This is a genomic window from Pseudomonas sp. P39-UII1, from assembly GCF_039672635.1.
Classification (GTDB): Bacteria; Pseudomonadota; Gammaproteobacteria; order Pseudomonadales; family Pseudomonadaceae; genus Aquipseudomonas.
This window is the reverse complement of the sequence record NZ_JBDFPP010000001.1, coordinates 1-23514: the sequence shown is the minus strand read 5'-3', so window position 1 is coordinate 23514 and position 23514 is coordinate 1. Positions and strand designations below refer to the sequence as shown.

The 23514-nt window shown below is 63.2% G+C and carries 20 protein-coding genes; 13 read left to right on the top strand and 7 right to left on the bottom strand.

Annotated features, from left to right (window positions below; genetic code table 11):
• Window positions 1-245 precede the first annotated feature (245 nt).
• From ABEH27_RS00100 to ABEH27_RS00070, 7 genes are all read left to right on the top strand, one after another.
• The gene (locus tag ABEH27_RS00100) at window positions 246-578 is read left to right on the top strand and encodes a type II toxin-antitoxin system HicB family antitoxin (protein WP_346611615.1); all 333 of its coding nucleotides are present in this window, start codon (window positions 246-248) and stop codon (window positions 576-578) included.
• Window positions 579-657: 79 nt separating this feature from the next.
• Window positions 658-1305 (top strand): LysE family translocator, encoded by a 648-nt coding sequence (locus ABEH27_RS00095; protein WP_346611614.1) that lies wholly within the window; start codon window positions 658-660, stop codon window positions 1303-1305.
• A gap of 10 nt (window positions 1306-1315) precedes the next feature.
• Complete coding sequence (locus tag ABEH27_RS00090) at window positions 1316-1792, top strand: GyrI-like domain-containing protein (protein WP_346611613.1); 477 nt, start codon at window positions 1316-1318, stop codon at window positions 1790-1792.
• A gap of 102 nt (window positions 1793-1894) precedes the next feature.
• Window positions 1895-2320, top strand: coding sequence for a nuclear transport factor 2 family protein (locus ABEH27_RS00085; RefSeq protein WP_346611612.1), 426 nt, complete (start codon window positions 1895-1897; stop codon window positions 2318-2320).
• A 44-nt stretch (window positions 2321-2364) separates the two neighbouring features.
• On the top strand, window positions 2365-2709 hold the full coding sequence (locus tag ABEH27_RS00080) for a YciI family protein (RefSeq protein WP_346611611.1): 345 nt from the start codon (window positions 2365-2367) through the stop codon (window positions 2707-2709).
• A 21-nt stretch (window positions 2710-2730) separates the two neighbouring features.
• Window positions 2731-3216: an SRPBCC family protein gene (locus ABEH27_RS00075; protein WP_346611610.1), complete on the top strand. Its 486-nt coding sequence runs from the start codon at window positions 2731-2733 to the stop codon at window positions 3214-3216.
• Window positions 3216-4454, top strand: a complete 1239-nt coding sequence (locus ABEH27_RS00070; protein ID WP_346611609.1) for an RNA polymerase sigma factor — start codon at window positions 3216-3218, stop codon at window positions 4452-4454. Before ABEH27_RS00075 ends, ABEH27_RS00070 begins: the two co-directional genes overlap by 1 nt.
• Window positions 4455-4576: 122 nt before the next feature.
• Here the strand turns inward: ABEH27_RS00070 and ABEH27_RS00065 are convergent, their stop codons facing one another.
• Both ABEH27_RS00065 and ABEH27_RS00060 read right to left on the bottom strand, forming a co-directional pair.
• Window positions 4577-5047 carry a MaoC family dehydratase gene (locus ABEH27_RS00065; protein WP_012315672.1) on the bottom strand — a complete coding sequence of 157 codons (471 nt, stop codon included), beginning with the start codon at window positions 5045-5047 and terminating at the stop codon, window positions 4577-4579.
• A gap of 33 nt (window positions 5048-5080) precedes the next feature.
• A complete protein-coding gene (locus ABEH27_RS00060) occupies window positions 5081-6025 on the bottom strand; it encodes a lysophospholipase (protein ID WP_346611608.1) in 945 nt (314 codons plus the stop codon).
• 211 nt (window positions 6026-6236) lie between these two features.
• Here ABEH27_RS00060 and fadD2 point away from each other — a divergent pair, with 211 nt between their 5' ends.
• On the top strand, window positions 6237-7925 hold the full coding sequence (gene fadD2, locus ABEH27_RS00055; RefSeq protein ID WP_346611607.1) for a long-chain-fatty-acid--CoA ligase FadD2: 1689 nt from the start codon (window positions 6237-6239) through the stop codon (window positions 7923-7925).
• A gap of 292 nt (window positions 7926-8217) precedes the next feature.
• Entirely contained in the window at window positions 8218-9915 is a 1698-nt protein-coding gene (gene fadD1, locus ABEH27_RS00050; RefSeq protein ID WP_346611606.1) for a long-chain-fatty-acid--CoA ligase FadD1, read from the top strand.
• Window positions 9916-10027: 112 nt separating this feature from the next.
• On the opposite strand, the gene ABEH27_RS00045 is transcribed toward fadD1, so the two are convergent.
• Together ABEH27_RS00045 and ABEH27_RS00040 are read right to left on the bottom strand one after the other, a co-directional pair.
• Window positions 10028-11335 carry an FAD-binding oxidoreductase gene (locus tag ABEH27_RS00045; RefSeq protein ID WP_346611605.1) on the bottom strand — a complete coding sequence of 436 codons (1308 nt, stop codon included), beginning with the start codon at window positions 11333-11335 and terminating at the stop codon, window positions 10028-10030.
• Between the two features lie 30 nt (window positions 11336-11365).
• Window positions 11366-12730, bottom strand: a complete 1365-nt coding sequence (locus ABEH27_RS00040) for a glutamine synthetase family protein (RefSeq protein WP_346611604.1) — start codon at window positions 12728-12730, stop codon at window positions 11366-11368.
• A gap of 531 nt (window positions 12731-13261) precedes the next feature.
• Between ABEH27_RS00040 and hrpA the strand changes: the two genes are divergently transcribed.
• Complete coding sequence (hrpA, locus tag ABEH27_RS00035; protein ID WP_346611603.1) at window positions 13262-17167, top strand: ATP-dependent RNA helicase HrpA; 3906 nt, start codon at window positions 13262-13264, stop codon at window positions 17165-17167.
• Window positions 17168-17342: 175 nt separating this feature from the next.
• A complete protein-coding gene (locus ABEH27_RS00030; RefSeq protein WP_346611602.1) occupies window positions 17343-18464 on the top strand; it encodes a beta-ketoacyl-ACP synthase III in 1122 nt (373 codons plus the stop codon).
• 191 nt (window positions 18465-18655) lie between these two features.
• Here the strand turns inward: ABEH27_RS00030 and ABEH27_RS00025 are convergent, their stop codons facing one another.
• On the bottom strand, window positions 18656-19900 hold the full coding sequence (locus tag ABEH27_RS00025) for a putative porin (protein ID WP_346611601.1): 1245 nt from the start codon (window positions 19898-19900) through the stop codon (window positions 18656-18658).
• A 260-nt stretch (window positions 19901-20160) separates the two neighbouring features.
• Here ABEH27_RS00025 and ABEH27_RS00020 point away from each other — a divergent pair, with 260 nt between their 5' ends.
• Window positions 20161-21288, top strand: coding sequence for a GNAT family N-acetyltransferase (locus ABEH27_RS00020; RefSeq protein ID WP_346612061.1), 1128 nt, complete (start codon window positions 20161-20163; stop codon window positions 21286-21288).
• 48 nt (window positions 21289-21336) lie between these two features.
• Here the strand turns inward: ABEH27_RS00020 and ABEH27_RS00015 are convergent, their stop codons facing one another.
• On the bottom strand, window positions 21337-22527 hold the full coding sequence (locus tag ABEH27_RS00015; protein WP_346611600.1) for a benzoate/H(+) symporter BenE family transporter: 1191 nt from the start codon (window positions 22525-22527) through the stop codon (window positions 21337-21339).
• A 144-nt stretch (window positions 22528-22671) separates the two neighbouring features.
• On the opposite strand from ABEH27_RS00015, the gene ABEH27_RS00010 reads away from it, so the two are divergent.
• A complete protein-coding gene (locus tag ABEH27_RS00010) occupies window positions 22672-23274 on the top strand; it encodes a glutathione S-transferase family protein (RefSeq protein WP_346611599.1) in 603 nt (200 codons plus the stop codon).
• Between the two features lie 67 nt (window positions 23275-23341).
• On the opposite strand, the gene ABEH27_RS00005 is transcribed toward ABEH27_RS00010, so the two are convergent.
• The coding region (locus tag ABEH27_RS00005) for an integrase core domain-containing protein (RefSeq protein WP_346612060.1) at window positions 23342-23514 on the bottom strand (173 nt) is incomplete at its 5' end.

Below are 23514 nucleotides of genomic sequence, written 5' to 3'. Positions count from 1 at the left end.
ACTCGATACCGAAAGATTCTCGACGCTATCTCCAGGTCGCCAACCACGTCGTCATTGGCTTTTTCCGAGATTGAAGCACTGGTGCTTCATCTCGGAGGGCAAGTGCTGGAGCGGCAAGGCTCCAGGGTCAAGTTGGTGCTTGGGGACCAATGCTGGAGATGTCATCGCCCCCATCCAGGCAAGGAAGCCAGGCGGTATCAGATTGAAGAGGCCCGCGAATTCTTGCTGCGGGCAGGAGTCAGCCTATGAGTTGCATGCGCTACAGGGGCTATGCTGCCCGAATTGAATACGATGAGCGTGACGATATTTTTGTCGGCCGCGTGCTTGGCATGCGTGACATCATCAGTTTTCACGCAAGTTCCGTCCCCGAACTGCACGAAGCCTTCAGCGAAGCGCTTGAAGACTATCTTGCCGATTGCGCAGAGCAGGGCATCACTCCCGAAAAGCCCGCGTCGGGCAAGGTCATGCTGCGTATCCGGCCTGAAGTCCACGCTGCTGCCAGCATTGCAGCCCGAGCCGCCGGCAAGAGCTTGAACCAGTGGGCGGATGAGGTGTTCGAGCAGGCGGCTTTCGCCTGACCGAACACTTCTTCTTCCAATCCCGCATTTACTCGTGGCAGGCTCTACGGCGCTTAATTGGCCGGTCATCGAGTACTCAATGCCTTTCTCCAACGGTTTTCTCCTCAGCCTGTCCCTGTGCCTCGATATCGGCATTGCCAATATCGCCATGATCACCCTCGCCATGCAGCGCGGCTTTATGCAAGGCTTCTGGCTTGGCCTGGGCACGTGTGTCGGGGACCTGGTCTACGCCATCGCGGCGCTGGCCGGCATGACCGTGCTGCTGCAGTTCGAAAGCGTGCGCTGGGCGTTATGGCTGGGCGGCTCGGCGCTGCTGGTGTGGTTCGCGCTGAAGATGCTGCTGGCAGCTTGGCGTGGCGGGCACATGGAAGCGCGCAGTGAGGTGGTGGTGGAATCGGCCTGGCGCGAATTCTTGCGCGGCATCTTCCTGGCCATGTCGTCACCCACCGCCATTTTGTGGTTCGCCGCTGTCGGCGGTGTACTGATTTCCCGCTCGGGCGGTGGCAGCCTGCTCGATGCCGGGTTGTTCCTGAGCGGCTTTTTCGTCGCCGGCCTGGTCTGGTGCATGAGCATTTGCGGCATTGCCAGCCATGGCGGGCGCTTGCTTGGGGACCGCCTGCTGACCTGGTCGTACCTGCTGTCGGCCGCGATTTTCTGCTATTTCGCGGTGTATGTGATCGTTTCGGGCTACCGTGAATTCATTCTCGCCACCCCAGCCATCCCGTGAGGCAATGCAAATGACGCTGCAACCCATACCCCCTGCGCGTTATGAGGAAGGGCGCTTGCTGGCCCTGGCCGGTTTCGCCGACCGCTTCGGCATGAGTGACCTGAGCGGGCTGCCGCTGTTGTGGCAACGCTTCGCGCCACAGATCGGCCAGGTGCCCGGGCAACACGGGCGGGACAGCTACGGCGTTTGCTACAACCCTGACCAGCAGGGTGGCTTCGACTATCTTGCAGGTGTCGAGGTGAGCACTGCCGGGCCTTTGCCTGAAGGCTTCAGCACGCTGACGCTGGCGCCGCAGCATTACGCGGTGTTCGAGCATCGCGGTAGCCTGCAAGGCCTCAAGGCTACATTCGACGGCATCTTCCTGTGGTTGGCACAATCGGGCGAGCAGCAGGCATATGCAGCGCTGTTCGAGCGCTACCCTGCGGCCTTTGATCCCGCAGACCCCGAGGCGGTGATGGAAATCTGGGTGCCGCTGCAGCGCAAATAATTGCCTGGGCCTGTCGATTTCCCCGGCTACCGTTCGACCAAGAGATGAAGGCACAGGGCAACCCCGTGCCCACCTGCTCATGACCGATCGGAGGAACACCCGATGAACGCTGCAGCCGAAAGCGAAATCCGCCAACTCATCGACCGCTGGATGCAAGCCGTGCGCGACCGCGACATCCCGGCCATCGTCGCGCCTTATGCCGACGATATCGTCGCCTTCGACGCCATCAAGGAACTCCAGTTCAAGGGCAAGGCTGTGTACCAGGCGCATTGGGAAATGTGCATGAACATGTGCAGCGGCCCGATGATCTTCGAACAGGCCGAACTCACGGTGCACGCCGATGGCGACTTGGGCCTGGCCCACTGGCTCAACCGTTGCGGCCCGTCGGACGACGAGAGCCAGTGCGGTTTCATGCGCGCCACCGTGGCCTATCGCAGGTCAGGCGGCCAGTGGCAGGTGATCCACGAGCACTGGTCGGCGCCGTTCGACATGGAAACCCAGAAAGCACTGTTCGATCTCAAGCCCTGATCGGCTATCGCCAAACGCACTTTGCCAACGCCGTGGAGACGACCATGAAATACCTCTGCCTGGTCTATTGTGACGAAGGGCTGTTGCACAGCCTGCCCGACAGCCCTGAAGACGCCGAATGCATGGCCTACGCCGAAGCGCTGCAGGGTACCGGGCGCATGCTCGCCGCCGAGGCGCTCAAACCGGTGCAGACCGCTACCACGGTGCGTGTACGCGGTGGCCACATGAGCCTGACCGATGGCCCGTTCGCCGAAACCAAGGAGCAATTGGCGGGCTTTTACCTGGTCGATGCCCGCGACCTCAATGAGGCGCTGAACATCGCCAAGGGTATCCCCGCCGCACGGGTCGGCAGCGTTGAAGTACGGCCGGTGCGCGAACTGCAACCCTGACTGCAACGGAGAACAACAACAATGAGCCTTGCCCAACCTGCGCAAGCGCAGCACGAGTTGTCCATCAGCCGCCTGATCGACGCCCCGCCCGCCAAGGTGTTCCGCGCCTGGACAGAGCCCGAGTGGCTGATGCAATGGTGGGGGCCGCATGGCATGACCACCCCGGAATGCGAAATGCAACTGTGGGTCGGCGGCCTGTTTCGTACCCTGATGCGTGCGCCCGACGGTACCGAGTACCCAACCCAGGGCGTGTTCCTGGAGATCGCCGCGCCGCGCCGGTTGGTGTTCACCGACGCCTTCGGGCCCGGCTGGGTACCTTCGGCCAAGGCCTTCATGACCGCGGTGGTGACCTTCGACGAGGAGCAGGGCAAGACCCGCTACACCGCCCGCGCCTGGCACTGGAGCGCCGCCGACAGCCGGGCCCATGAGGAAATGGGCTTTCACCAGGGCTGGGGAGAGAGCCTTGACCGCCTGGTGGAGGTGGTGACCCAGCGGATGCCGGACTGATGACGACGCTGGAGCAGGTGCGCGCCGAGGTCGAGGCGGTGTACCGCCGTGATTCGCGGCGCATCCTGGCTACGCTGATCCGCCTGCTGGGGGATTTCGACCTGGCTGAGGAGGCCATGCACGATGCCTTCTTCATCGCTGTGGAGCGTTGGCAGCGTGAAGGCATCCCCGACAAACCACGTGCCTGGCTGGTGTCGACCGGCCGTTTCAAGGCCATTGACGCGTTGCGCCGGCGTGCGCGTTTCAACCGCTCGCAGGCGGACCTGATCATGCTTATCGAAGGCCAGGGGCAAGACCCCAGTGAAGATGAACTGCTGGCCGATGACCGCCTGCGGCTGATTTTCACCTGCTGCCACCCGGCATTGGCGGCGGATGCCCAGGTGCCGCTGACCCTGCGCGAAGTCTGTGACCTGACCACCGAGCAGATCGCCCGTGCTTTTCTGCAGAGCCCGGCGACCATCGCGCAGCGCATCGTCCGCGCCAAGGCGAAGATCCGCGATGCGCGCATCCCCTATCAGGTACCGGAGCTGCATGAGTTGCCTGAACGGCTGGACAGCGTACTGCGGGTCATCTACCTGGTGTTCAACGAAGGGTATTCGGCGTCTGCGGGCGAGGCGTTGTTGCAACAGGCATTGAGCGATGAGGCGATCCGCCTGGGTCGCTTGCTGGTGCAATTGTTGCCAGACCCGGAAGCCGTCGGCTTGTTGGCATTGATGCTGTTGCAGGCGTCGCGCCAGCATGCCCGCAGCGATGTCGAAGGCAACCTGGTGCTGCTCGACCAGCAGGATCGCAGCCTGTGGGACCGTGGGCAGATCAGCGAGGGCTGCGAGCTGGTGCGACTGGCGTTGGGCAGTCGGGCGTTTGGTGCTTACACGTTGCAGGCAGCGATCGCGGCGGTGCATGCCGAGGCGGCCACGGCAGAGGATACGGACTGGGCTGAAATCGTCGGGCTGTACGATGTGCTGCAGCGGCACTGGCCGTCGGCGGTGGTGGCATTGAATCGAGCGGTGGCGCTGGCCAGGCGAGATGGGGCGCAGGCGGGGCTGGCGGAGGTTGAGGCGATTCTGGCAGCGGGCGAGTTGCGCGACTATCACTTGGCGCACGCGGCGCGGGCAGAGCTGCATCAGCAGTTGGGGAATCTCGAAGAGGCGCGCAAGGCTTGGCAGCAGGCATTGGCGCTGACCCAACAAGCGCCGGAGCGGCGGCATATAGAAAAACGCATACAGGCTTTGGAATAAGTCGCTAGTGCTGGCCCTGTCGCCGGCAAGCCAGCTCCCACAGGTACCCCACTGCTCTGAAGGTGGGTGGGATACCTGTGGGAGCTGGCTTGCCGGCGACAGGGCCAGTGCTGGCGGAAGCGTCAGCTGGCCACGAAGTTCGGCGGCGACACCAGCTCGACGGTCTGCTGCTTGCGCGGTGCCAGGATCTCGGCTTCACCCTCGACCACCAGCTCATCGTTCTGGTTGTACACATTGGTGGCGATGCGCACCTTGAACTTGGGCAGTTTCTCGAGGATTTCCAGGCGCACGGTCAGCGTGTCGCCGATTTTTACCGGCTTCTGGAAGCTCATCTTCTGGCCCAGGTAGATGGTGCCAGGGCCAGGCAGGGTGCAGGCGACCGCAGCGCTGATCAGCGCGCCGCTGAACATGCCATGGGCGATGCGCTCGCGGAACATGCTCTTGGCGGCGAATTCGGCATCCAGGTGCACCGGGTTGTGGTCACCGGACATCGCGGCGAACAACTGGATGTCGCGCTCTTCAACAGACTTTTCGTAACTGGCTTTCTGGCCGACTTCGAGGGCTTCGTAAGGTGTGTTGGTGACCTGGGTCATTGGCGTTTCCTTGATGGGCGGACAAGGCCGATATCATTCACTGCGGGCAGGGCGGCCAAGGGGCAGCGCCTGCTCCAGCCACGCGAGAATATCGGCGGTGACCTCGTCCCGATTGAGTTCGTTGAGCACTTCGTGCCGCGCCTCAGGATAGACGCGCAGCTGTACATGTCGATTGCCGGTCGCGCGCAGGGCGTCGGCCAGATGGGTGAGACGCTTGCCGGCACTCACCGGATCACATTCGCCGCCAATTACCAGCAAAGGCAGGTTCGGATCGATCTGCGCCAGGTTCCTTTTCTGGCTGATCTGCGCCAGGCCATGAAGCAGGTCGAGCCACAGCTGGTTGCTGCAGCGAAAGCCGCACAATGGGTCGCTGACGTACTTGTCCACCTCCGCGGGGTTGCGGCTGAGCCAGTCGAAGGCGGTGCGGTTGGGTGTGAACGCCTTGTTGAACGAGCCGAACGACAGCCATTCGATCAGCGCGCTTTTGCCCTGTGGGCCTTGGCGCCAGGCTTCCAGCCGGGCAACCAGGCGTGCCGTGCGGTAAAGCGCCGCGGGCTGGAAGTTGGAGCCGCTGAGGATCGCGCCGTGCAGGCTGGCGCTGTGGTGCATCAGGTAGGCTTGGGCGATGTAGCTGCCCATGCTGTGGCCGAACAGAAACAACGGCGTGCCGGGGTACTGCTGGCCGATGTGCTGGGCCAGCACACCGAGGTCATTGACCACGGCATTCCAGCCATGTTGCCGGGCGAACAGGCCGAGGCTGCCCAGTTCGGCGGTGCGGCCGTGGCCGCGCAGGTCTGGGGCCAGCAGGGCGTAGCCAGCAGCGCTCAGGGCCTGGCCCAGGTGCTGGTAGCGCCCTGCATGTTCGGCCATGCCGTGCGCCAGCAGCACTACGGCCTTGACCGGCGTGGCCGGCAACCATTGGTGCACATACAGGCTGCAGTACTCGCTGGCGGGCAGCCAGAAGGCGTCGTGTGGCATGGCGGATCCTTTGCTCTCAGGGCTATGCGCTCAGTGTATGCACATGCGCCCGGATTGCAGGAAGGGCACAAATAAGATTCACAATGTTAATGGCGGCACTTGGCGTATATGCCACCTGGGGCTTACCTGCTAACGTCGGTGCAACGCCTTCTTGCCATCAGGCAAAGGGATTACAGGCTCAGAGCGGGTTCAGGCAGAGGAACAATAATAAATGCAAGCCGACTTCTGGAATGACAAACGCCCGGCGGGCGTACCTTCCACCATCGACATTCATGCGTACACCTCGGTTGTCGAGGTATTCGAGCGCTCCTGCAAGCGCTTCGCCGATCGCCCGGCGTTCAGCAACCTGGGCAAGACCCTGACCTACGCCGAGCTCGACCGCCTTTCCGCAGCCTTTGCTGCCTGGCTGCAACAGCATACCGGCCTGGTGCCGGGCGACCGCATTGCCGTGCAGATGCCCAATGTGCTGCAGTACCCGATTGCCGTGTTCGGCGCCTTGCGTGCCGGCCTGATCGTGGTCAACACCAACCCGCTGTATACCGAGCGCGAGATGCGCCACCAGTTCAAGGATTCAGGTGCCCGTGCCCTGGTGTACCTGAACATGTTCGGCAAGCGCGTGCAGGAGGTGCTGCCCGATACCGGCATCGAGTACCTGATCGAGGCGAAGATGGGCGACCTGCTGCCTACCGCCAAGGGCTGGCTGATCAACACCGTGGTCGACAAGGTGAAAAAGATGGTGCCGGCCTATCACCTGCCGCAGGCCATCGCGTTCAAGCAGGTACTGCGCGACGGCCGGGCGTTGAGCCACAAGCCGGTCGCGCTCAGCCTCGACGACATCGCCGTGCTGCAGTACACCGGCGGCACCACGGGCCTGGCCAAGGGCGCCATGCTGACCCACGGCAACCTGGTGGCCAACATGCTGCAGGTGCTGGCGTGCTTCTCGCAGCATGGCCCGGACGGCCAGAAGCTGATCAAGGAAGGCCAGGAGGTCATGATCGCGCCGCTGCCGCTGTACCACATCTATGCCTTCACCGCGAACTGCATGTGCATGATGGTCACGGGCAACCACAACGTGCTGATCACCAACCCGCGCGATATTCCGGCCTTCATCAAGGAGCTGGGCAAGTGGCGGTTCTCGGCGTTGCTGGGGTTGAACACGCTGTTCGTGGCGCTGATGGATCACCCGGGCTTTCGCCAGCTGGACTTCTCTGCGCTCAAGGTCACCAACTCTGGCGGTACGGCACTGGTCAAGGCCACCGCCGAACGCTGGGAAAGCCTCACGGGTTGCCGCATCGTCGAAGGTTACGGGCTGACCGAAACCTCGCCGGTCGCCAGCACCAACCCTTACGGCCAGTTGGCGCGGCTTGGCACGGTGGGCATACCGGTCGCCGATACCGCATTCAAGGTCATCGACGATGACGGCAACGAGCTGCCGCTGGGCGAGCGGGGCGAGCTGTGCATCAAAGGGCCGCAGGTGATGAAGGGCTACTGGCAGCAACCCGAAGCCACCGCCCAGTGCCTGGATGCGCAGGGCTGGTTCAAGACCGGTGATATTGCCGTGATCGACCCTGACGGCTTCACCCGTATCGTCGACCGCAAGAAGGACATGATCATCGTCTCGGGTTTCAACGTGTACCCCAACGAAATCGAAGACGTGATCATGGGGCACCCGCAGGTGGCCAACTGCGCTGCCATCGGCGTGCCGGACGAGCGTTCGGGCGAGGCGGTGAAGTTGTTCGTGGTAGCGCGCGAGGGCGGGCTGAGCGTCGATGAGCTCAAGGCTTACTGCAAGGCCAATTTCACCGGCTACAAGGTGCCCAAGCACATCGTGCTGCGCGAGTCGTTGCCGATGACGCCGGTGGGCAAGATCCTGCGGCGCGAGTTGCGCGATATCGCGTAAGGCAGCTTTCAGCTTCAAGCTGCGAGTAAAGTGGCGCGCGTCGCTCTAACTCGCAGCTTGCAGCTCAAATTGCGAAGCTTTAAGTTAAATACTCTAAAAATGACTTGTATTGTTCATTGAGTCATTTTTATGACCACAAGGCCTGATTTGGCCTCTAGGCGACCCTCGGCAAAGCTGTTACGCTCGGCCCGCTTTCAGATGTTTCGGTTTGCAACGAACCGCCATCTCATATCAATAATAAACGCATCGACGCGTGAATCGAACTTCGCTGTTGCTGAAGGAGTGGGCTTCCATGATCGACCATTTTTGGAAGGATAAATACCCAGCCGGGATTACGGCGGAAATCAATCCTGACGAATTCCCCAATATCCAGGCGGTACTCAAGCAATCCTGCCAACGCTTTGCCGACAAACCGGCCTTTAGCAACCTGGGCAAGACGATCACCTATGGCGAGTTGTATGCCCTGTCGGGCGCTTTTGCGGCCTGGCTGCAGCAGCACACCGACCTCAAGCCGGGTGATCGCATTGCCGTGCAGCTGCCGAATGTCCTGCAGTACCCGGTAGCGGTGTTCGGCGCCATGCGCGCCGGCCTGATCGTGGTCAACACCAACCCGTTGTATACCGCGCGGGAAATGGAGCACCAATTCAACGACTCCGGTGCCAAGGCGCTGGTGTGCCTGGCCAACATGGCGCACCTGGCCGAAAAGGTGGTGCCCAAGACCCAGGTCAAGCACGTCATCGTCACCGAAGTGGCCGACCTGCTGCCACCGCTCAAGCGCCTGCTGATCAACAGCGTGATCAAGTACGTGAAGAAGATGGTGCCGGCCTATAACCTGCCCAATGCCGTCCGCTTCAACGATACGCTGGCGCAGGGCAAGGGCCAGCCGGTCACCGAGGCCAACCCGCAAGCCAATGATGTCGCCGTGCTGCAGTACACCGGCGGCACCACAGGTGTCGCCAAGGGCGCGATGCTGACCCACCGCAACCTGGTCGCCAACATGCTGCAATGCCGCGCACTGATGGGCGCGAACCTGCAGGAAGGCTGCGAGATCCTCATCACGCCGCTGCCGCTGTACCACATCTATGCGTTTACCTTCCATTGCATGGCGATGATGCTGATCGGCAACCATAACGTGCTGATCAGCAACCCGCGTGACCTGCCAGCGATGGTCAAAGAGCTGGGCAAGTGGAAGTTCAGCGGCTTCGTAGGCCTCAACACCCTGTTCGTTGCGCTGTGCAACAACGAGGCGTTCCGTGCCTTGGACTTCTCTGCACTGAAGATCACCTTGTCCGGTGGCATGGCCCTGCAATTGAGCGTGGCCGAGCGCTGGAAGACCGTCACCGGTTGCGCCATCTGCGAAGGCTACGGCATGACCGAGACCAGCCCGGTGGCAGCAGTCAACCCGGCCGAGGCCAACCAGGTGGGCACCATCGGTATCCCGGTGCCCTCGACGTTGTGCAAGGTCATCGATGACAGTGGCAACGAACTGCCGCTGGGCGAAGTGGGCGAGCTGTGCGTCAAGGGCCCGCAGGTGATGAAGGGTTACTGGCAGCGTGAAGAGGCCACCCACGAGATTCTCGACAGCGAAGGCTGGCTGAAGACCGGTGACATCGCCTTGATCCAGCCGGACGGCTACATGCGCATCGTCGACCGCAAGAAGGACATGATCCTGGTCTCGGGCTTCAACGTGTACCCCAACGAACTGGAAGATGTGCTGGCGGGCCTGCCGGGCGTACTGCAATGCGCCGCGATCGGCGTGCCGGACGAGAAGTCGGGCGAGCTGATCAAGGTGTTCATCGTGGTCAAGCCAGGCATGACCGTGACCAAGGAGCAGGTGATGGAGCACATGCGTGCCAACGTCACGGGCTACAAGGTGCCGCGTTACATCGAGTTCCGCGATGCGTTGCCGACCACCAACGTGGGCAAGATCCTGCGTCGTGAGTTGCGTGATGAAGAACTGAAGAAGCAAGGGTTGAAGAAGATCGCCTGATCGGCCTTGCTGGCCTCATCGCCGGCAAGCCGGCTCCCACAGGCCAAGCGCAGTTTTCAAGGGCTGCGCCGCCTCTGTGGGAGCCGGCTTGCCGGCGATGAGGCCGGTACGATCAGCGCAATTTCTCAAGCATCTGGTAGTACCACATCCCCGCCGCCAACAGCGGATTCCCCAGCACGTCCCCCATCGGCACCTTGATGTGCTTGCACGCCGCGAAGGTGTCGAACTTCTCAAGCGTCCCGGTCAGCGCCTCGGCCATGATCTCGCCCATGATGTGGCTGGTGGCAATGCCATGGCCCGAATAACCCTGGCAGTACCAGACGTTGTCCGACAGCTTGCCCAACTGCGGAATGCGGTTGACCACGATGCCCATCGCGCAGCTCCACTGGAACTCGATCGGCACGCCCTTGAGCGCCGGGAAGGTGCGTTCGATGCACGGCCGCAGTTCGCCGGCGATATCCCGCGAATCCTTGCCTGAATAGTTCGCACCACCGCCGAACAGCAGGCGTTTGTCGGCGGTCAGGCGGTAGTAGTCGAGCACGAACCGGCAGTCGTACACCGCCATGTCCTGCGGGTTGATTTGTTCGGCCAGTTCACCCAGCGGTGCGGTGGTGACGATGCCGCCCATGGCCGGGAATATCTTGCCCTTGAGCTGGCGTTTTTCCAGCTTGTGGTAAACGTCGCCGGCCAGCATCACCTGGCGCGCCTCGACACGGCCGTGGGCGGTGACCACCGCTGGGCGCGGGCCATGAATGATGTCCAGCACTTCGGAGTTTTCGAAGATCAGCGCGCCCTGCGCATGGGCGGCACGCGCCTCGCCCAGGCACAGGTTCAGCGGGTGCAGGTGCAGGTTGCGCAGGTTCTTCAGCGCGCCCAGGTACAGCGGGCTCTGCAGGTGTTCGGCAACGGCGCTGCGGTCGAGCATCTGCACCTGTGCGCCCATGCCGCGGCGCTGCGCTTGGGCTTCGAAGTCGCGCAGTTCGTCCAGGTGCGAGGGCTTCATCGCCGCGTGCAAGTGGCCACGCTTGAGGTCGCAGTCGATGCCATAGCGCTCGACCCGCTGCTCGATGATCTGGTGCCCGCGCCAGCGCAGGTGCCAGATGAAATCGTCCACCTCGCTGCCCAGGCGGTTGCGCATCTGTGTACGCATGGCTTCATCGCCAGACAGGCTGCCCGTGACCTGCCCACCATTGCGGCCGCTGGCACCCCAACCGATGCGGTTGGTTTCGACGATCGCCACCTTGAGGCCGCGTTCGGCCAGTTCCACCGCAGTGGCCACGCCGGTGAAACCACCACCGATGATGGCCACGTCGACGTGCACGGTGCCTTTGAGTTGCGGGTACTGGGTGTGGTCGTTGAGGGTGGCGCTGTAGTAGGACGGCGCACGCTGGGCCGGGCCGTTGTTCACTGCTGCGTTCATGGGTGTTCCTTGTTCTGAATGGGGTGGGGCTCAGGCCTGGTGCAGGTACCAGCGCCAGTCCTGTTCGCTGACTTCGGCCATGAACTGGCGGTACTCGGCGCGTTTGACCTTTAGATAAACCCCGAGAAAGTCGCCGCCGAGCGCTTCGCGCGCCCACTCCGAACGCTCCAGGGCATCGAGCACGGTCAGCCAGTCGGTGGGCAGGTGCTCGGTCGCCTGTGCGTAGCCATTGCCTTCAACCGGTGCGCCCGGGTCGAGCTGTTCACGGATGCCACGGTGGCTTGCCGCGAGAATGGCCGCAGCGGCCAGATAAGGGTTGGCGTCGGCGCCACAGATGCGATGCTCGACATGCCGGCTGTTGGCCGGGCCACCGGGCACGCGCAGGCTGACGGTGCGGTTGTCGACGCCCCAGGTGGGCGCCAGCGGTGCATAGCTGTTGGCCTGGAAGCGGCGGAACGAGTTGGCGTTGGGGCAGAACAGCAGCAGCGAGTCGTGCAGGTGGCGCAGCATGCCCGCCACCGCTTGGCGCAGCAGCGGGGTGCCGGCCTTGTCTTCGCTGGCGAACAGGTTGTTGCCGGCGCTGTCGGCCAGGCTCAGGTGCATGTGCATGCCGGTGCCGGCCAGGTCGGCGAAGGGCTTGGCCATGAAGCACGCCTGCATGCCATGGGCATGCGCGACACCTTTGACCAGGCGTTTGTAGCGCACGGCCTGGTCCATGGCTTGCAGTGCATCGCCATGCTCCAGGGTGATTTCCACCTGGCCGGGGGCGTATTCGGAAATGGCCGTGCGCGCCGGGCTACCTTGGGCTTTGCAGGCAGCATAAAGGTCGGCAAGGAACGGTTCGATTTGTTCCAGCTCACGCAAGCCATAGACCTGCGTGCTGCGCGGGCGGCCGCCGTCGTTGTCCAGCGCCGGTTGCGGGCGGCCCTGGGCATCGCGTTTCTGGTCAAGCAGGTAGAACTCCAGCTCGCAGGCCATCACCGGGTAGTAGCCGTCGGCGTTGAGCGCTTCGATGGTGCGCAGCAGCACATGGCGCGGGTCGGCGACGCTGGCAGGCAGGCCTTCGCTGGGGTGCATGCTGACCTGCACGGCGGCGGTCGGTATACGGCGCCAGGGCAGGCGCACCAGGCTGCATTCCAGCGGATAGGCGCGGCAGTCGATGTCGCCGACGTCCCATACCAGGCCGGAGTTCTCCACGTCATCGCCGTTCAGGGTCAGGCCCAGGATGGTGCTGGGTAGCGGGCGGCCGCTCTGGTATACGGCCAGCAGCTCGTCGCGGTGCAGCAACTTGCCGCGCGGCACGCCGTTGGCGTCGAGGATGAACAGTTCGAACAGCTCGATATCAGGGTTTTCGGCAAGGAAACGGCTAGCGTGCTCTACAGGTGCAAAGTGCATGATGGGTTCGCTCGTGGGCGCACAGGACCGCCGCGCAGGGGCGGCCCAGCTGAGTCAATCGGCCTGATGGCGGCCGGGTCTGGTCAGTGAAGCGTGAGCGAAGTATCCGGTGGGCGGGCGTGACGGCAGTGCCACAGAGCCCAGAAGGCGAGGATCACATGCACCAGCGGATTCTCGCCGGCGCGGGTCCGGGCCTTCGCGAGCGAAGGGCGGGGAAGCGGCGGGGCGATGGGCTGGTCGGGGGTCATCCCTGGATACTCACATGCGGCGTAAGGTTGATTAAAGCAGTGAATGGCAACCTTTACATCGGGCTTCACTAAACATATGTGCGGTCTGCACCGGCCCTATCGCCGGCAAGCCGGATCCCACAGGTACCCCACAACGTTCAGGTCCTGTGGAGTACCTGTGGGATCCGGCTTGCCGGCGATAGGGCCAGTCCAGCCAGCAAAGAACCCTCGAATCTGCGACAATCGCGCCCTCAAGAATGCCGATCATGAAAAAGCAGGCTCACCTGCATCACTAAAAAGCCCCATGACTGACCACGCTATCGACAAACTGCTGCAAAACCTCGACCACGCCATGATCGCCGACCGCCATCGCCTGCGCCGGCAACTGCACGAGCTGCGCAAGCGCCCCGACGAGGCCAAGCTGGCGCAGTGGGTGGAGAAGGTCCAGGCGTCCTGCGCCCAGGTTACCGCGCGCCAGGAAAGCGTGCCGCGCATCCGCTACGACGACAGCCTGCCGATTGCCGCCAAGCGCGACGAGATCAAGAAGGCGTTGGCGGAAAACCAGGTGTTGGTGATCGCCGGCGAAACCGGCTCGGGCAAGACTACCCAGTTGCCCAAGATCTGCCTGGAACTGGGCCGCGGCAGCCATGGCCTGATCGCCCACACCCAACCGCGCCGGATCGCCGCTCGCAGTGTGGCCGCGCGGGTTGCCGAAGAGCTGGGCACGCCGTTGGGCGGGCTGGTCGGTTACCAGGTGCGGTTCGAGGACCAGAGCGATGCCAATACCCTGGTCAAGCTGATGACCGATGGCATCCTGCTGGCCGAAACCCAGCACGACCGCTTTCTCGAGCGTTACGACACGATCATCGTCGACGAGGCCCACGAGCGCAGCCTGAACATCGACTTCCTACTCGGCTACCTCAAGACCCTGCTGCACCGCCGCCCGGACCTGAAGCTGATCATCACCTCGGCCACCATTGATCTGGAGCGTTTTTCCCAGCATTTCGATGGCGCACCGATCATCGAAGTGTCCGGCCGCACCTACCCGGTGGACACCTGGTACCGCCCGCTGACCAGCGAGCAGGACGAAGAGGGCAACCAGGTCGAGGAAGACCTCACCGTCGACCAGGCCATCCTCGCCACCCTCGACGAAATCGCCCACCACGAGCGCAGCGAGGGCAAGGGCCCTGGCGATGTGCTGGTGTTCCTGCCGGGTGAGCGTGAAATTCGCGACGCAGCGGAGATTCTGCGCAAGGCCCAGCTGCGCCATACCGAAATTTTGCCGCTGTACGCGCGCTTGTCGCCGGCCGAGCAGCAGCGCATCTTCCAGTCGCACACCGGGCGCCGTGTGGTGCTGGCCACCAACGTGGCGGAAACATCCCTGACCGTGCCGGGCATCCGCTACGTGATCGACACCGGTACCGCGCGCATCAGCCGCTACAGTTACCGGGCGAAGGTCCAGCGCCTGCCGATCGAAGCCGTTTCCCAGGCCAGCGCCAACCAGCGCAAAGGCCGCTGCGGCCGGGTAGAGCCCGGTATCTGCATCCGCTTGTACAGCGAAGAGGACTTCAACGGCCGGCCGGCGTTCACCGACCCCGAGATCCTGCGCACCAACCTGGCGGCGGTGATCCTGCAGATGCTCCACCTGCGCCTGGGCGCCATCGATGCCTTCCCGTTCATCGAGCCGCCAGATGGCAAGGCCATCAGCGACGGTTTCAACCTGCTGCAAGAGCTCTCGGCGGTCAACCGCGAGAACCAGCTGACACCCTTGGGCCGCCAATTGGCGCGCTTGCCGATCGACCCACGCTTGGGTCGCATGCTGCTCGAGGGCGCCCGCCTGGGCAGCCTGCAGGAAGTGCTGATCGTCACCAGTGCGCTGTCGGTGCAGGACCCGCGCGAGCGTCCGCCGGAGCGCCAGCAGGCCGCGGACCAGGCGCATGCCCAGTGGAAGGACGTCGATTCCGACTTTGCCGCGCTGGTCAACCTGTGGCGTGGTTTCGAGGAGCAGCGCCAGGCCCTGACTGCCAACCCGCTGCGCAACTGGTGCCGCAAGCAATTCCTGAATTACCTGCGCCTGCGCGAATGGCGCGACGCGCATCGCCAGCTGGCGCTGATCTGCCGCGACTTGCAGCTGGCGGTGAATAAGGAACCGTCTGACTACCAGAAGATGCACAAGGCCATCCTCAGCGGCCTGCTCAGCCAGATCGGCCACAAGACCGAGGAGGGCGACTACCAGGGTGCCCGCCAGCGGCGCTTCTGGGTGCACCCGTCTTCGGGCCTCGGCCGCAAGCGCCCGCAGTGGGTGATGGCCGCCGAACTGGTCGAGACCACCAAGCTGTATGCGCGCATGGTCGCCAAGATCGAGCCCGACTGGATCGAGCCGCTGGCAACCCACCTGGTCAAGAAGAACCATTTTGAACCGCACTGGGAGAAGAAGCGCGGGCAGGTGGTTGCCTTCGAGCAGATCACCCTTTACGGCCTGATACTGGTTGGCCGCCGCCCGGTGCATTACGGTCCGATCGACCCGGTCACGTCGCGTGAACTGTTCATCCGCGAAGGGCTGGTCGGGGGCCAGATCCAGTCGCGCGCCAAGTGCCTGGCCGCCAACAAGCGCCTGCTCGAAGAGCTCGACGAACTGGAAGCCAAGGCGCGTCGGCGCGACATTCTGGCCGACGAAGAAACCCTTTACGGCTTCTACGAAGCGCGGCTGCCGGCCGAGATCCACCAGACCGCGACTTTCGACAGCTGGTACCGCATGGGCAGCCAGAAGGACAGCAGCCTGCTGATCATGCGCGAGGAGGACGTGCTGGCCCGCGAAGCCAGCGAAGTCACGGCAGCCCAATACCCGGACAGCCTGCAGGTGGGCGAGCTGCGCCTGCCGCTGAGCTACCACTTCGAGCCGGGCCACCCGCGTGACGGCGTCACGGTGCGGGTGCCCGCGCCGTTGCTGCCAAGCCTGCCGGGCGAGCGCCTGGAGTGGCTGGTGCCGGGCTTGATCGAAGCCAAGTGCGTGGCGCTGGTGCGCAACCTGCCCAAGGCGCTGCGCAAGAACTTCGTGCCGGTGCCGGACTTCGTCAAGGCGTCGCTGGCACGCATGTCCTTCGGCCAGGGCGCGCTGCCCCAGGCCCTGGGCCAGGAGCTGTTGCGCATGACCGGTGCACGCGTGCCCGACGAGGCTTGGGCGGAATCGGTCGGCCTGGTCGAAGGCCATTTGCGCATGAACATCGAAGTAGTCGACGGTGACGGCAAGTTCCTCGGCGAAGGCCGCGACCTCGCCGAGCTGACCGCGCGTTTTGCCGCCGCCAGCCAGGCGGCGCTGGCGGTGCCGCGCAACGACAAGGCTGAACAGCCGGTGCAGGCCAAGGCCTTCACCGAAGTCAAGCAGACCGCCCAGCAGAAGATTGCCGGCCTGTCGATGACCGTGTACCCGGCGCTGGTGGAGCAGAGCGGCAGCGTGCACGAAGGGCGGTTCTCGACCCAGGCCGAAGCCGAGTTCCAGCACCGCCGCGCCTTGCAGCGCCTGCTGCTGCAGCAGTTGGCGGAACCGGCCAAATTCCTCCGTGGCAAGCTGCCGGGCCTGACCGAGCTGGGCTTGCTGTACCGCGAACTGGGCCGTGTCGAGGCGCTGGTCGAGGACATCCTGTTGGCCAGCCTGGACAGCTGCATCCTCGAAGGCGAAGATACGCTGCCGCGTGATGGCGCCGCCTTGGCCGGCCTGGCCGAGCGCAAGCGCGGTAGCTGGGCCGAGCATGCCGAGCGCCTGGCCCGCCAGACGCTGGAAGTGCTGAAGCTGTGGCACGGCCTGCAGAAGCGCTTCAAGGGCAAGATCGACCTGAGCCAGGCGGTGGCGCTCAACGACATCAAGCAACAGTTGGCCAACCTGGTGTATCCGGGCTTCGTGCGCGAAACGCCCGCAGCCTGGTTCAAGGAGTTGCCGCGCTACTTGAAAGCGGTGGAATTACGCCTCGAGAAGTTGGGCAGCCAGGTGCAGAAGGACCGGGTGTGGAGCGCTGAGTTGAGCAACCTCTGGGCCCAATACAAGGCCCGTGCCGACAAGCATGCCCAGGAGGGCAAGCGTGACGAGCAGCTTGCCTTGTACCGCTGGTTGCTGGAGGAATATCGGGTGTCGCTGTTTGCCCAGCAGTTGGGCACGAAAGTGCCGATTTCTGACAAGCGTCTCAGCAAACAGTGGTCTCAGGTGGAAGCCTAAACCCCAGAAGATGTGGCAATATTGATCCTATTTGGGGCTGGCCATACAGCCCCTGTGGGAGCGGGTTTGCCCGCGAACGAGGGCCGCGCCCTCGCCCTTGATCTGGCACTAAAGTGCCATTACGCATTTTCCAGCCAGCGCCCCGTGGCGATGGCCTTTGACCAGAGGAACGACCGTGCATAACGTCGTGATCAGCGGCACCGGCCTGTATACCCCGGCCCAGAGCATTTCCAACGAAGAACTGGTGGCGTCCTTCAACGCCTGGGCGCAGCAGTTCAACCTCGACAATGCCGCTGCCATCGAGCGTGGCGAGGTCGAGGCAGCGCCAATGTCCGACGCTGCATTCATCGAAAAGGCCTCGGGCATCAAGAGCCGTTTCGTCATGGACAAGGCCGGCATCCTCGACCCGCAGCGCATGAAACCACGCCTGCCGGAGCGCTCCAACGACGAGCAGTCGATTCTCTGCGAGATGGGCGTTGCCGCCGCGCGCCAGGCTCTGGAACGCGCCGGCCGCACGGCCGCCGATGTCGACGGGGTGATCGTCGCCTGCTCCAACCTGCAGCGCCCGTACCCGGCCATTGCCATCGAAGTGCAGCAGGCGCTGGGTATTCAGGGCTTCGCCTTCGACATGAACGTTGCGTGTTCGTCGGCCACGTTCGGCATCCAGACTGCCGCCAACAGCGTGCAGCTGGGGCAGGCCCGCGCACTGCTGGTGGTCAGCCCGGAAATCTGCACCGGGCACCTGAACTTCCGTGACCGCGACAGCCACTTCATCTTCGGTGATGCCGCCACAGCGGTACTGGTGGAGCGGGCCGACCTGGCCACCTCGGCGCACCAGTTCGACATCCTCGGCACCAAGCTGCAGACCGTATTCTCCAACAACATCCGCAACAACTTCGGCTTCCTCAACCGCGCGGCAGAAGAGGGCGTTGGCGCCCGGGACAAGCTGTTCGTGCAAGAAGGCCGCAAGGTGTTCAAGGAAGTCTGCCCGATGGTCGCGGAACTGATCGGCAAGCACCTGGGCGAGAACGACCTGCAGCCGTCCGACGTGAAACGGTTCTGGTTGCACCAGGCCAACCTGAGCATGAACCACCTGATCGTCAAGAAGCTGCTGGGGCGTGAAGTGGCGGAGGAAGATGCACCGGTGATTCTCGACCGCTATGCCAACACCAGCTCGGCGGGGTCGGTGATTGCCTTCCACCTGTATCAGGATGACCTGGCCACGGGCTCGCTGGGCGTGTTGAGCTCGTTTGGGGCGGGGTATTCGATTGGTAGCGTGATCCTGCGTAAACGCTGACCTGCCGCGTCGGCCCCATCGCCGGCAAGCCGGCTCCCACAGGGACCCCACACAGCTGGAGCATCGTGGGCTACCTGTGGGAGCCGGCTTGCCGGCGATGGGGCCGACGCATTTCTTGCAGACAAAAAAAGGCAGGAAACGCCGGATGGGGTCGGCATTTCCCGCCTCGATTAAAGCGAATGCGTTGCAGCTTAGAACTTGGCCTCCAGGTCCACCTGCAAGGTGTCGACATCCGCATTGCTGTTCGGCAGCTGCGACAGGTCGGTCTTGGCCATCAGGTAAGCAGCCCCCAGCGAGAAGTTCTTGTCGATTTCGTAACCGACCTTGAACTTGTGACCACGCGAGCCGGTGAAGCCGTTGCCGAAGTCGGAGTCGGTGAACAGGCTGACCACGGCGTTACGCTGCACATCGCGGTAGTTGTAATCCAGGCTCCAGGCGCCAACCTTGGTCTTCAGGCCGGCCAGCCAAGCCTGGTCTTCGCCATCGGTGCTCTCGGTGTTCTTCACGTATTGGCCGTAGGCTGCCAGTGGGATCGCGAAGCCGGTGAAGTCGAGCTGGCCGAAGCCTTCGACCAGGTTGAACTCGTTGGTGGTGTTGCCGAACGACTGCAGGATGGCCGCTTCCTTGTCGTTGTCGTAGCCGTAGATGCTCGCACCCACGGTGACCTTCAGCGCATCGACCGGCGCGAACTTGGTGCCCAACTGCGCGTGGTAGACCTGGGCGTCATGCTTGTACTGCACGCCGTCGCCGTCCACGTTGTCCTTGAGGGTGTACTGGCCAGCGCTGGCAAATACCTCGGCGCCGCCCAGGTCAGCTTTGTAGGTGGCTGCCACGCCTTCCGGGTTGATGTCGCTGTCCCAGATGATGTCGCCCATGTTCACCCAAGGCTGCTGCATCTTGCCGCCGATCAGGTGCAGGTTCGGGATAGCCGTCGGGTGCCAGTCCAGGTAGGCCAGGTCAACCCACAGCGATTTCTTGTCGAAATAGTTGTCGAAGCTCTGGTTGGTGGAGCGGCGGTCGGCGCTGCTGCCGGTGGCGATACGCACGCCAGCGTCGACTTGCGGGTTGATCTCGCTGTAGAAACCGACGCGGGCACGCACGCGCTGACGGTCCTGGTTGCCGCTGCTGCTGTTTGGATCGTCGACGTTGACGTCTTCGTAGCGCAGGCGCACATCGCCCTTGATCTGGGTCTTGGCGGCCCATGCCACTTTCTGTTCAAAGGAGCTCATACGTTCGGACTGAGCTTTCTGGTCGGCCTTTTCCTTGGTTTCTTTTGCCAGGTCGCCCTGCAGTTCGTTGTACTGCGCCTGATTGATCGAGCCGTTGGCGCGGAGCATTTCGAGCAGCTTGGCGTCGACAGCAGCACTGGCCGGAGTACTCAGAGCCAGCATCATGCCGGTGAGGCTCACTCCGGTAAGTGTAGAAACAAGACGCATAAGGTTCTCCCTACTGAAAAAAATTGGGGAGGCTCAGCGCCCGCCCCCGTGTTGGCATGTCTTCGGAAAGGGCCTGAATAGACAGGTTCTGGGGTTCCGGAAAACAGGCGCAAGTATTGCGGGGGCCAATGACAGATTAATGTCTAATTAGTGGCACTGCGGTTAAGTAATTGAGAATAAAAGGATCAGCCAGGCATTCGTCATTTGAGTGGGCGGCTGTTATTCCTGATACTGGTGCCTTCAGCATGCGAGTCGAAACCGTGACCAGCCTCTACAGCCTTGCCCATCTGCGTGACCTGCCCGCGGCGACCTGGGACGCCCTGGTGCCTGCCGGCCAGCCATTCCTGCGCCATGCGTTCCTGAGCGCCATGGAAGACAGCGGCAGTGTTGCACCGGCCAACGGCTGGGCCGCCGAGCACCTGGTGCTGGAGCGTGACGGGCAAGTGCGGGCGCTGTTGCCGGCCTACCGCAAGTGGCATTCGTACGGTGAGTACGTGTTCGACCATGGCTGGGCCGATGCCTGCGAACGCGCGGGTATCGCCTATTACCCCAAGCTGCTCGGCGCAGTGCCGTTCAGCCCGGTCAGTGGCCCGCGGCTGCTCGCGGCCGACCCGGCCGACGGCTTGCTCGTGCTCCAGGCCCTGCCCGAGTATCTGGGGAAGGCCGGGCTTTCCGGGGCGCACATCAATTTCACCGACCAGGGCCTGGATACCCAGCTTGCCGGCCTGCCCGGCTGGATGGAGCGCTTGGGCTGCCAGTACCACTGGCGCAACCGAAACTACCGGGACTTCCAGGATTTTCTCGACAGCCTGAGTTCACGCAAGCGCAAGCAGATGCGCAAGGAACGTGAGCAGGTGGCAGGGCAGGGCATCGATTTTCGCTGGTATCGCGGCGATGAGCTGGATGAGGCTCAATGGGATTTTGTCTACCTGTGCTATGCCAACACCTATGCCGTACGCAGACGCTCGCCGTACCTGACCCGCGAATTCTTCAGCCTGCTGGCCGAGCGCATGCCCGAGGCGCTACGGGTGGTCATGGCCCGTCAGGGTGGGCGCGATGTTGCCATGGCCCTTAGCCTGGTGGGTGGCGACAGCCTGTTCGGCCGGTATTGGGGCTGCCTGGATGAGTTTGACCGGCTGCACTTCGAAACCTGTTTCTACCAAGGCATGGACTTTGCCATCGCCGAAGGGCTGCAGCGTTTCGATGCCGGGGCGCAGGGCGAGCATAAGCTGATTCGAGGCTTCGAGCCGGTGCTGACGCGTTCGTGGCATTACTTGCTGCACCCCGGGTTGCGCCGGGCGGTGGAGGACTTCCTGCAGCAGGAGCGGGTGGGCATACAGGGGTATGCCGAGCAGGCGCGGGAGATGCTGCCTTACCGCCGGGAGTGACCACACGGCGCTGTCGCGGGGCTGCCCCCGCGATAATGCCGAGCGTATTCAGGCCTTGCGCGGGTTGAGGATCAGCAAGGTCAGCACCCCCGCGACAATCCCCCAGAACGCCGAACCAATCGAAAACAGGGTGAAACCCGACGCCGTGACCATGAAGGTGATCAGCGCCGCCTCGCGTTCACGCGCCTCGCCCATGGCCACGGTCAGGCCGTTCATGATCGAGCCGAACAGCGCCAAGGCTGCAATCGACAACACCAGTTCCTTCGGCAGCGCTGCGAACAAAGCCGCCAGCGTAGCGCCGAACACCCCGGCAATGCCGTAGAAAATCCCGCACCACACTGCAGCGGTGTAACGCTTGCTCGGGTCTTCATGGGCATGTGGCCCGGTGCAGATGGCCGCGCTGATCGCTGCCAGGTTGACCCCATGGGAGCCAAACGGCGCCAGCACGAGTGAGGCAAAACCGGTCGCCGAAATCAGTGGGGAGGCCGGCACCTGGTAACCGTCGGCGCGCAGCACGGCGACGCCGGGCATGTTCTGCGAGGTCATGGCCACCACGAACAATGGAATGCCGATGCTGACGGTGGCGGCCAGCGAGAAGCTGGGGGTGGTCCACACCGGTGTGGCCACCTCCAGCTTGAAGCTGCTGAAGTCCAGCAGGCCAAGGGCGCCGGACAGCGCCGTACCCACCAGCAGCGCAGCCAGCACGCAATAGCGCGGCGACAGGCGCTTGACCAGCAAGTAGCTGAAGAACATGCCCAGTACCAGCAACGTGCGGTGCTGGGCGGCGACGAAGATTTCGCTGCCGATCTTGAACAGGATGCCGGCGAGCAATGCCGAGGCCAGCGAGGCAGGGATGCGTTTGACCAGGCGCTCGAAGCTGCCGGTCAGGCCGCAGATGAGCACCAGCAACGCACAGGTGATATAGGCGCCGATGGCTTCGCCGTAGCTGACCCCGCCCAGGCTCGTGATCAACAGCGCAGCGCCAGGTGTCGACCAGGCGACGGTAATGGGGGTGCGGTAGCGCAGCGACAGGCCGATGCTGCAGACCGCCATGCCGATCGACAGGGCCCAGATCCACGAAGAAATCTGCGCCGTGGTCAGGCCAGCGGCCTGGCCGGCCTGGAACATCAGCACCAACGAGCTGGTGTAACCGGTGAGCATGGCGATGAAGCCGGCGACCACCGCCGACGGAGAGCTGTCTGCCAGGGGCCGCAGGCGTGCGGAGGTGGCATCGGTCATGGGGTAGGTCCTTGTCCATGTGTAAGCAGTTTTTTCAGACTAACGCGGGCAACCTTGATCTTTGCCATACAGCAGGCATTGCTTTTAGCCGTACAGTCGCCAACTATTGGGCACGATTGCACAACTGCATGGGAGGGAGGGGCGATGTACAAGGTCTATGGCGATTACCAGTCGGGCAACTGTTACAAGGTCAAGCTGATGCTGAGCTTGCTCGACCGCCCATATGAATGGCACCCGGTGAACATCCTCAAGGGCGAGACCGAAACGCCCGAATTCCTGGCCATGAACCCCAACGGCAAGGTGCCGGTGCTCAAGCTCGAGGACGGTACCTGCCTGTGGGAATCCAACGCCATCCTCAACTTCCTCGCCGATGGCAGCGAATACCTGCCCAGCGAGCCGCGCCTGCGTACCCAGGTGCTGCAGTGGCAGTTCTTCGAGCAGTACAGCCATGAGCCTTACATTGCCGTTGCACGGTTCATCCAGTTTTACCTGGGCCTGCCGGACGAGCGCGTGGAGGAATACCGCAAGCTGCACAAGGGTGGTTACAAAGCGCTGAGGGTGATGGAGCGGCAGCTGCAGATGACGCCGTACCTGGTGGGGGACCAGTATTCGATTGCCGATGTGGCGTTGTACGCGTACACCCACGTGGCGCATCAGGGTGGGTTCGACCTGGCCGAATACCCTGGGGTCAGGGCTTGGCTGCAGAGGGTGGCCAGCCATCCGCGGCATGTGCCGATGGTTGACTGAGCCTGAACCGGCCTCTTCGCGGGGCAAGCTGTTCTGGTCAAGTTTTTCCGGACACCGATTACGGTGATCACGCCGCCTGCTGCTCCATAGCTATCGGCGACAGATAGTTGTTATGGCTGTGGAGCCTGATTCGGTTGTATCGCATGAAGAAGCTGGTCATATCCTGCCTGGCTTCATCAATTTCCTTGTAACCTTTGCTGGGCACCCACTCTGACTTCAGCGTCCCAAAGAAGCGTTCTG

What these genes read in the sequence shown, in the direction of transcription:
- ABEH27_RS00060 (WP_346611608.1), bottom strand. Translation starts at nt 6,025, where the DNA reads ATGCCACACGACGCCTTCTGGCTGCCCGCCAGCGAGTACTGCAGCCTG.
- ABEH27_RS00080 (WP_346611611.1), top strand. Translation starts at nt 2,365, where the DNA reads ATGAAATACCTCTGCCTGGTCTATTGTGACGAAGGGCTGTTGCACAGC.
- ABEH27_RS00025 (WP_346611601.1), bottom strand. Translation starts at nt 19,900, where the DNA reads ATGCGTCTTGTTTCTACACTTACCGGAGTGAGCCTCACCGGCATGATG.
- fadD1 (WP_346611606.1), top strand. Translation starts at nt 8,218, where the DNA reads ATGATCGACCATTTTTGGAAGGATAAATACCCAGCCGGGATTACGGCG.
- ABEH27_RS00015 (WP_346611600.1), bottom strand. Translation starts at nt 22,527, where the DNA reads ATGACCGATGCCACCTCCGCACGCCTGCGGCCCCTGGCAGACAGCTCT.
- ABEH27_RS00010 (WP_346611599.1), top strand. Translation starts at nt 22,672, where the DNA reads ATGTACAAGGTCTATGGCGATTACCAGTCGGGCAACTGTTACAAGGTC.
- ABEH27_RS00070 (WP_346611609.1), top strand. Translation starts at nt 3,216, where the DNA reads ATGACGACGCTGGAGCAGGTGCGCGCCGAGGTCGAGGCGGTGTACCGC.
- fadD2 (WP_346611607.1), top strand. Translation starts at nt 6,237, where the DNA reads ATGCAAGCCGACTTCTGGAATGACAAACGCCCGGCGGGCGTACCTTCC.
- hrpA (WP_346611603.1), top strand. Translation starts at nt 13,262, where the DNA reads ATGACTGACCACGCTATCGACAAACTGCTGCAAAACCTCGACCACGCC.
- ABEH27_RS00095 (WP_346611614.1), top strand. Translation starts at nt 658, where the DNA reads ATGCCTTTCTCCAACGGTTTTCTCCTCAGCCTGTCCCTGTGCCTCGAT.
- ABEH27_RS00100 (WP_346611615.1), top strand. Translation starts at nt 246, where the DNA reads ATGAGTTGCATGCGCTACAGGGGCTATGCTGCCCGAATTGAATACGAT.
- ABEH27_RS00040 (WP_346611604.1), bottom strand. Translation starts at nt 12,730, where the DNA reads ATGCACTTTGCACCTGTAGAGCACGCTAGCCGTTTCCTTGCCGAAAAC.
- ABEH27_RS00090 (WP_346611613.1), top strand. Translation starts at nt 1,316, where the DNA reads ATGACGCTGCAACCCATACCCCCTGCGCGTTATGAGGAAGGGCGCTTG.
- ABEH27_RS00075 (WP_346611610.1), top strand. Translation starts at nt 2,731, where the DNA reads ATGAGCCTTGCCCAACCTGCGCAAGCGCAGCACGAGTTGTCCATCAGC.
- ABEH27_RS00065 (WP_012315672.1), bottom strand. Translation starts at nt 5,047, where the DNA reads ATGACCCAGGTCACCAACACACCTTACGAAGCCCTCGAAGTCGGCCAG.
- ABEH27_RS00085 (WP_346611612.1), top strand. Translation starts at nt 1,895, where the DNA reads ATGAACGCTGCAGCCGAAAGCGAAATCCGCCAACTCATCGACCGCTGG.
- ABEH27_RS00045 (WP_346611605.1), bottom strand. Translation starts at nt 11,335, where the DNA reads ATGAACGCAGCAGTGAACAACGGCCCGGCCCAGCGTGCGCCGTCCTAC.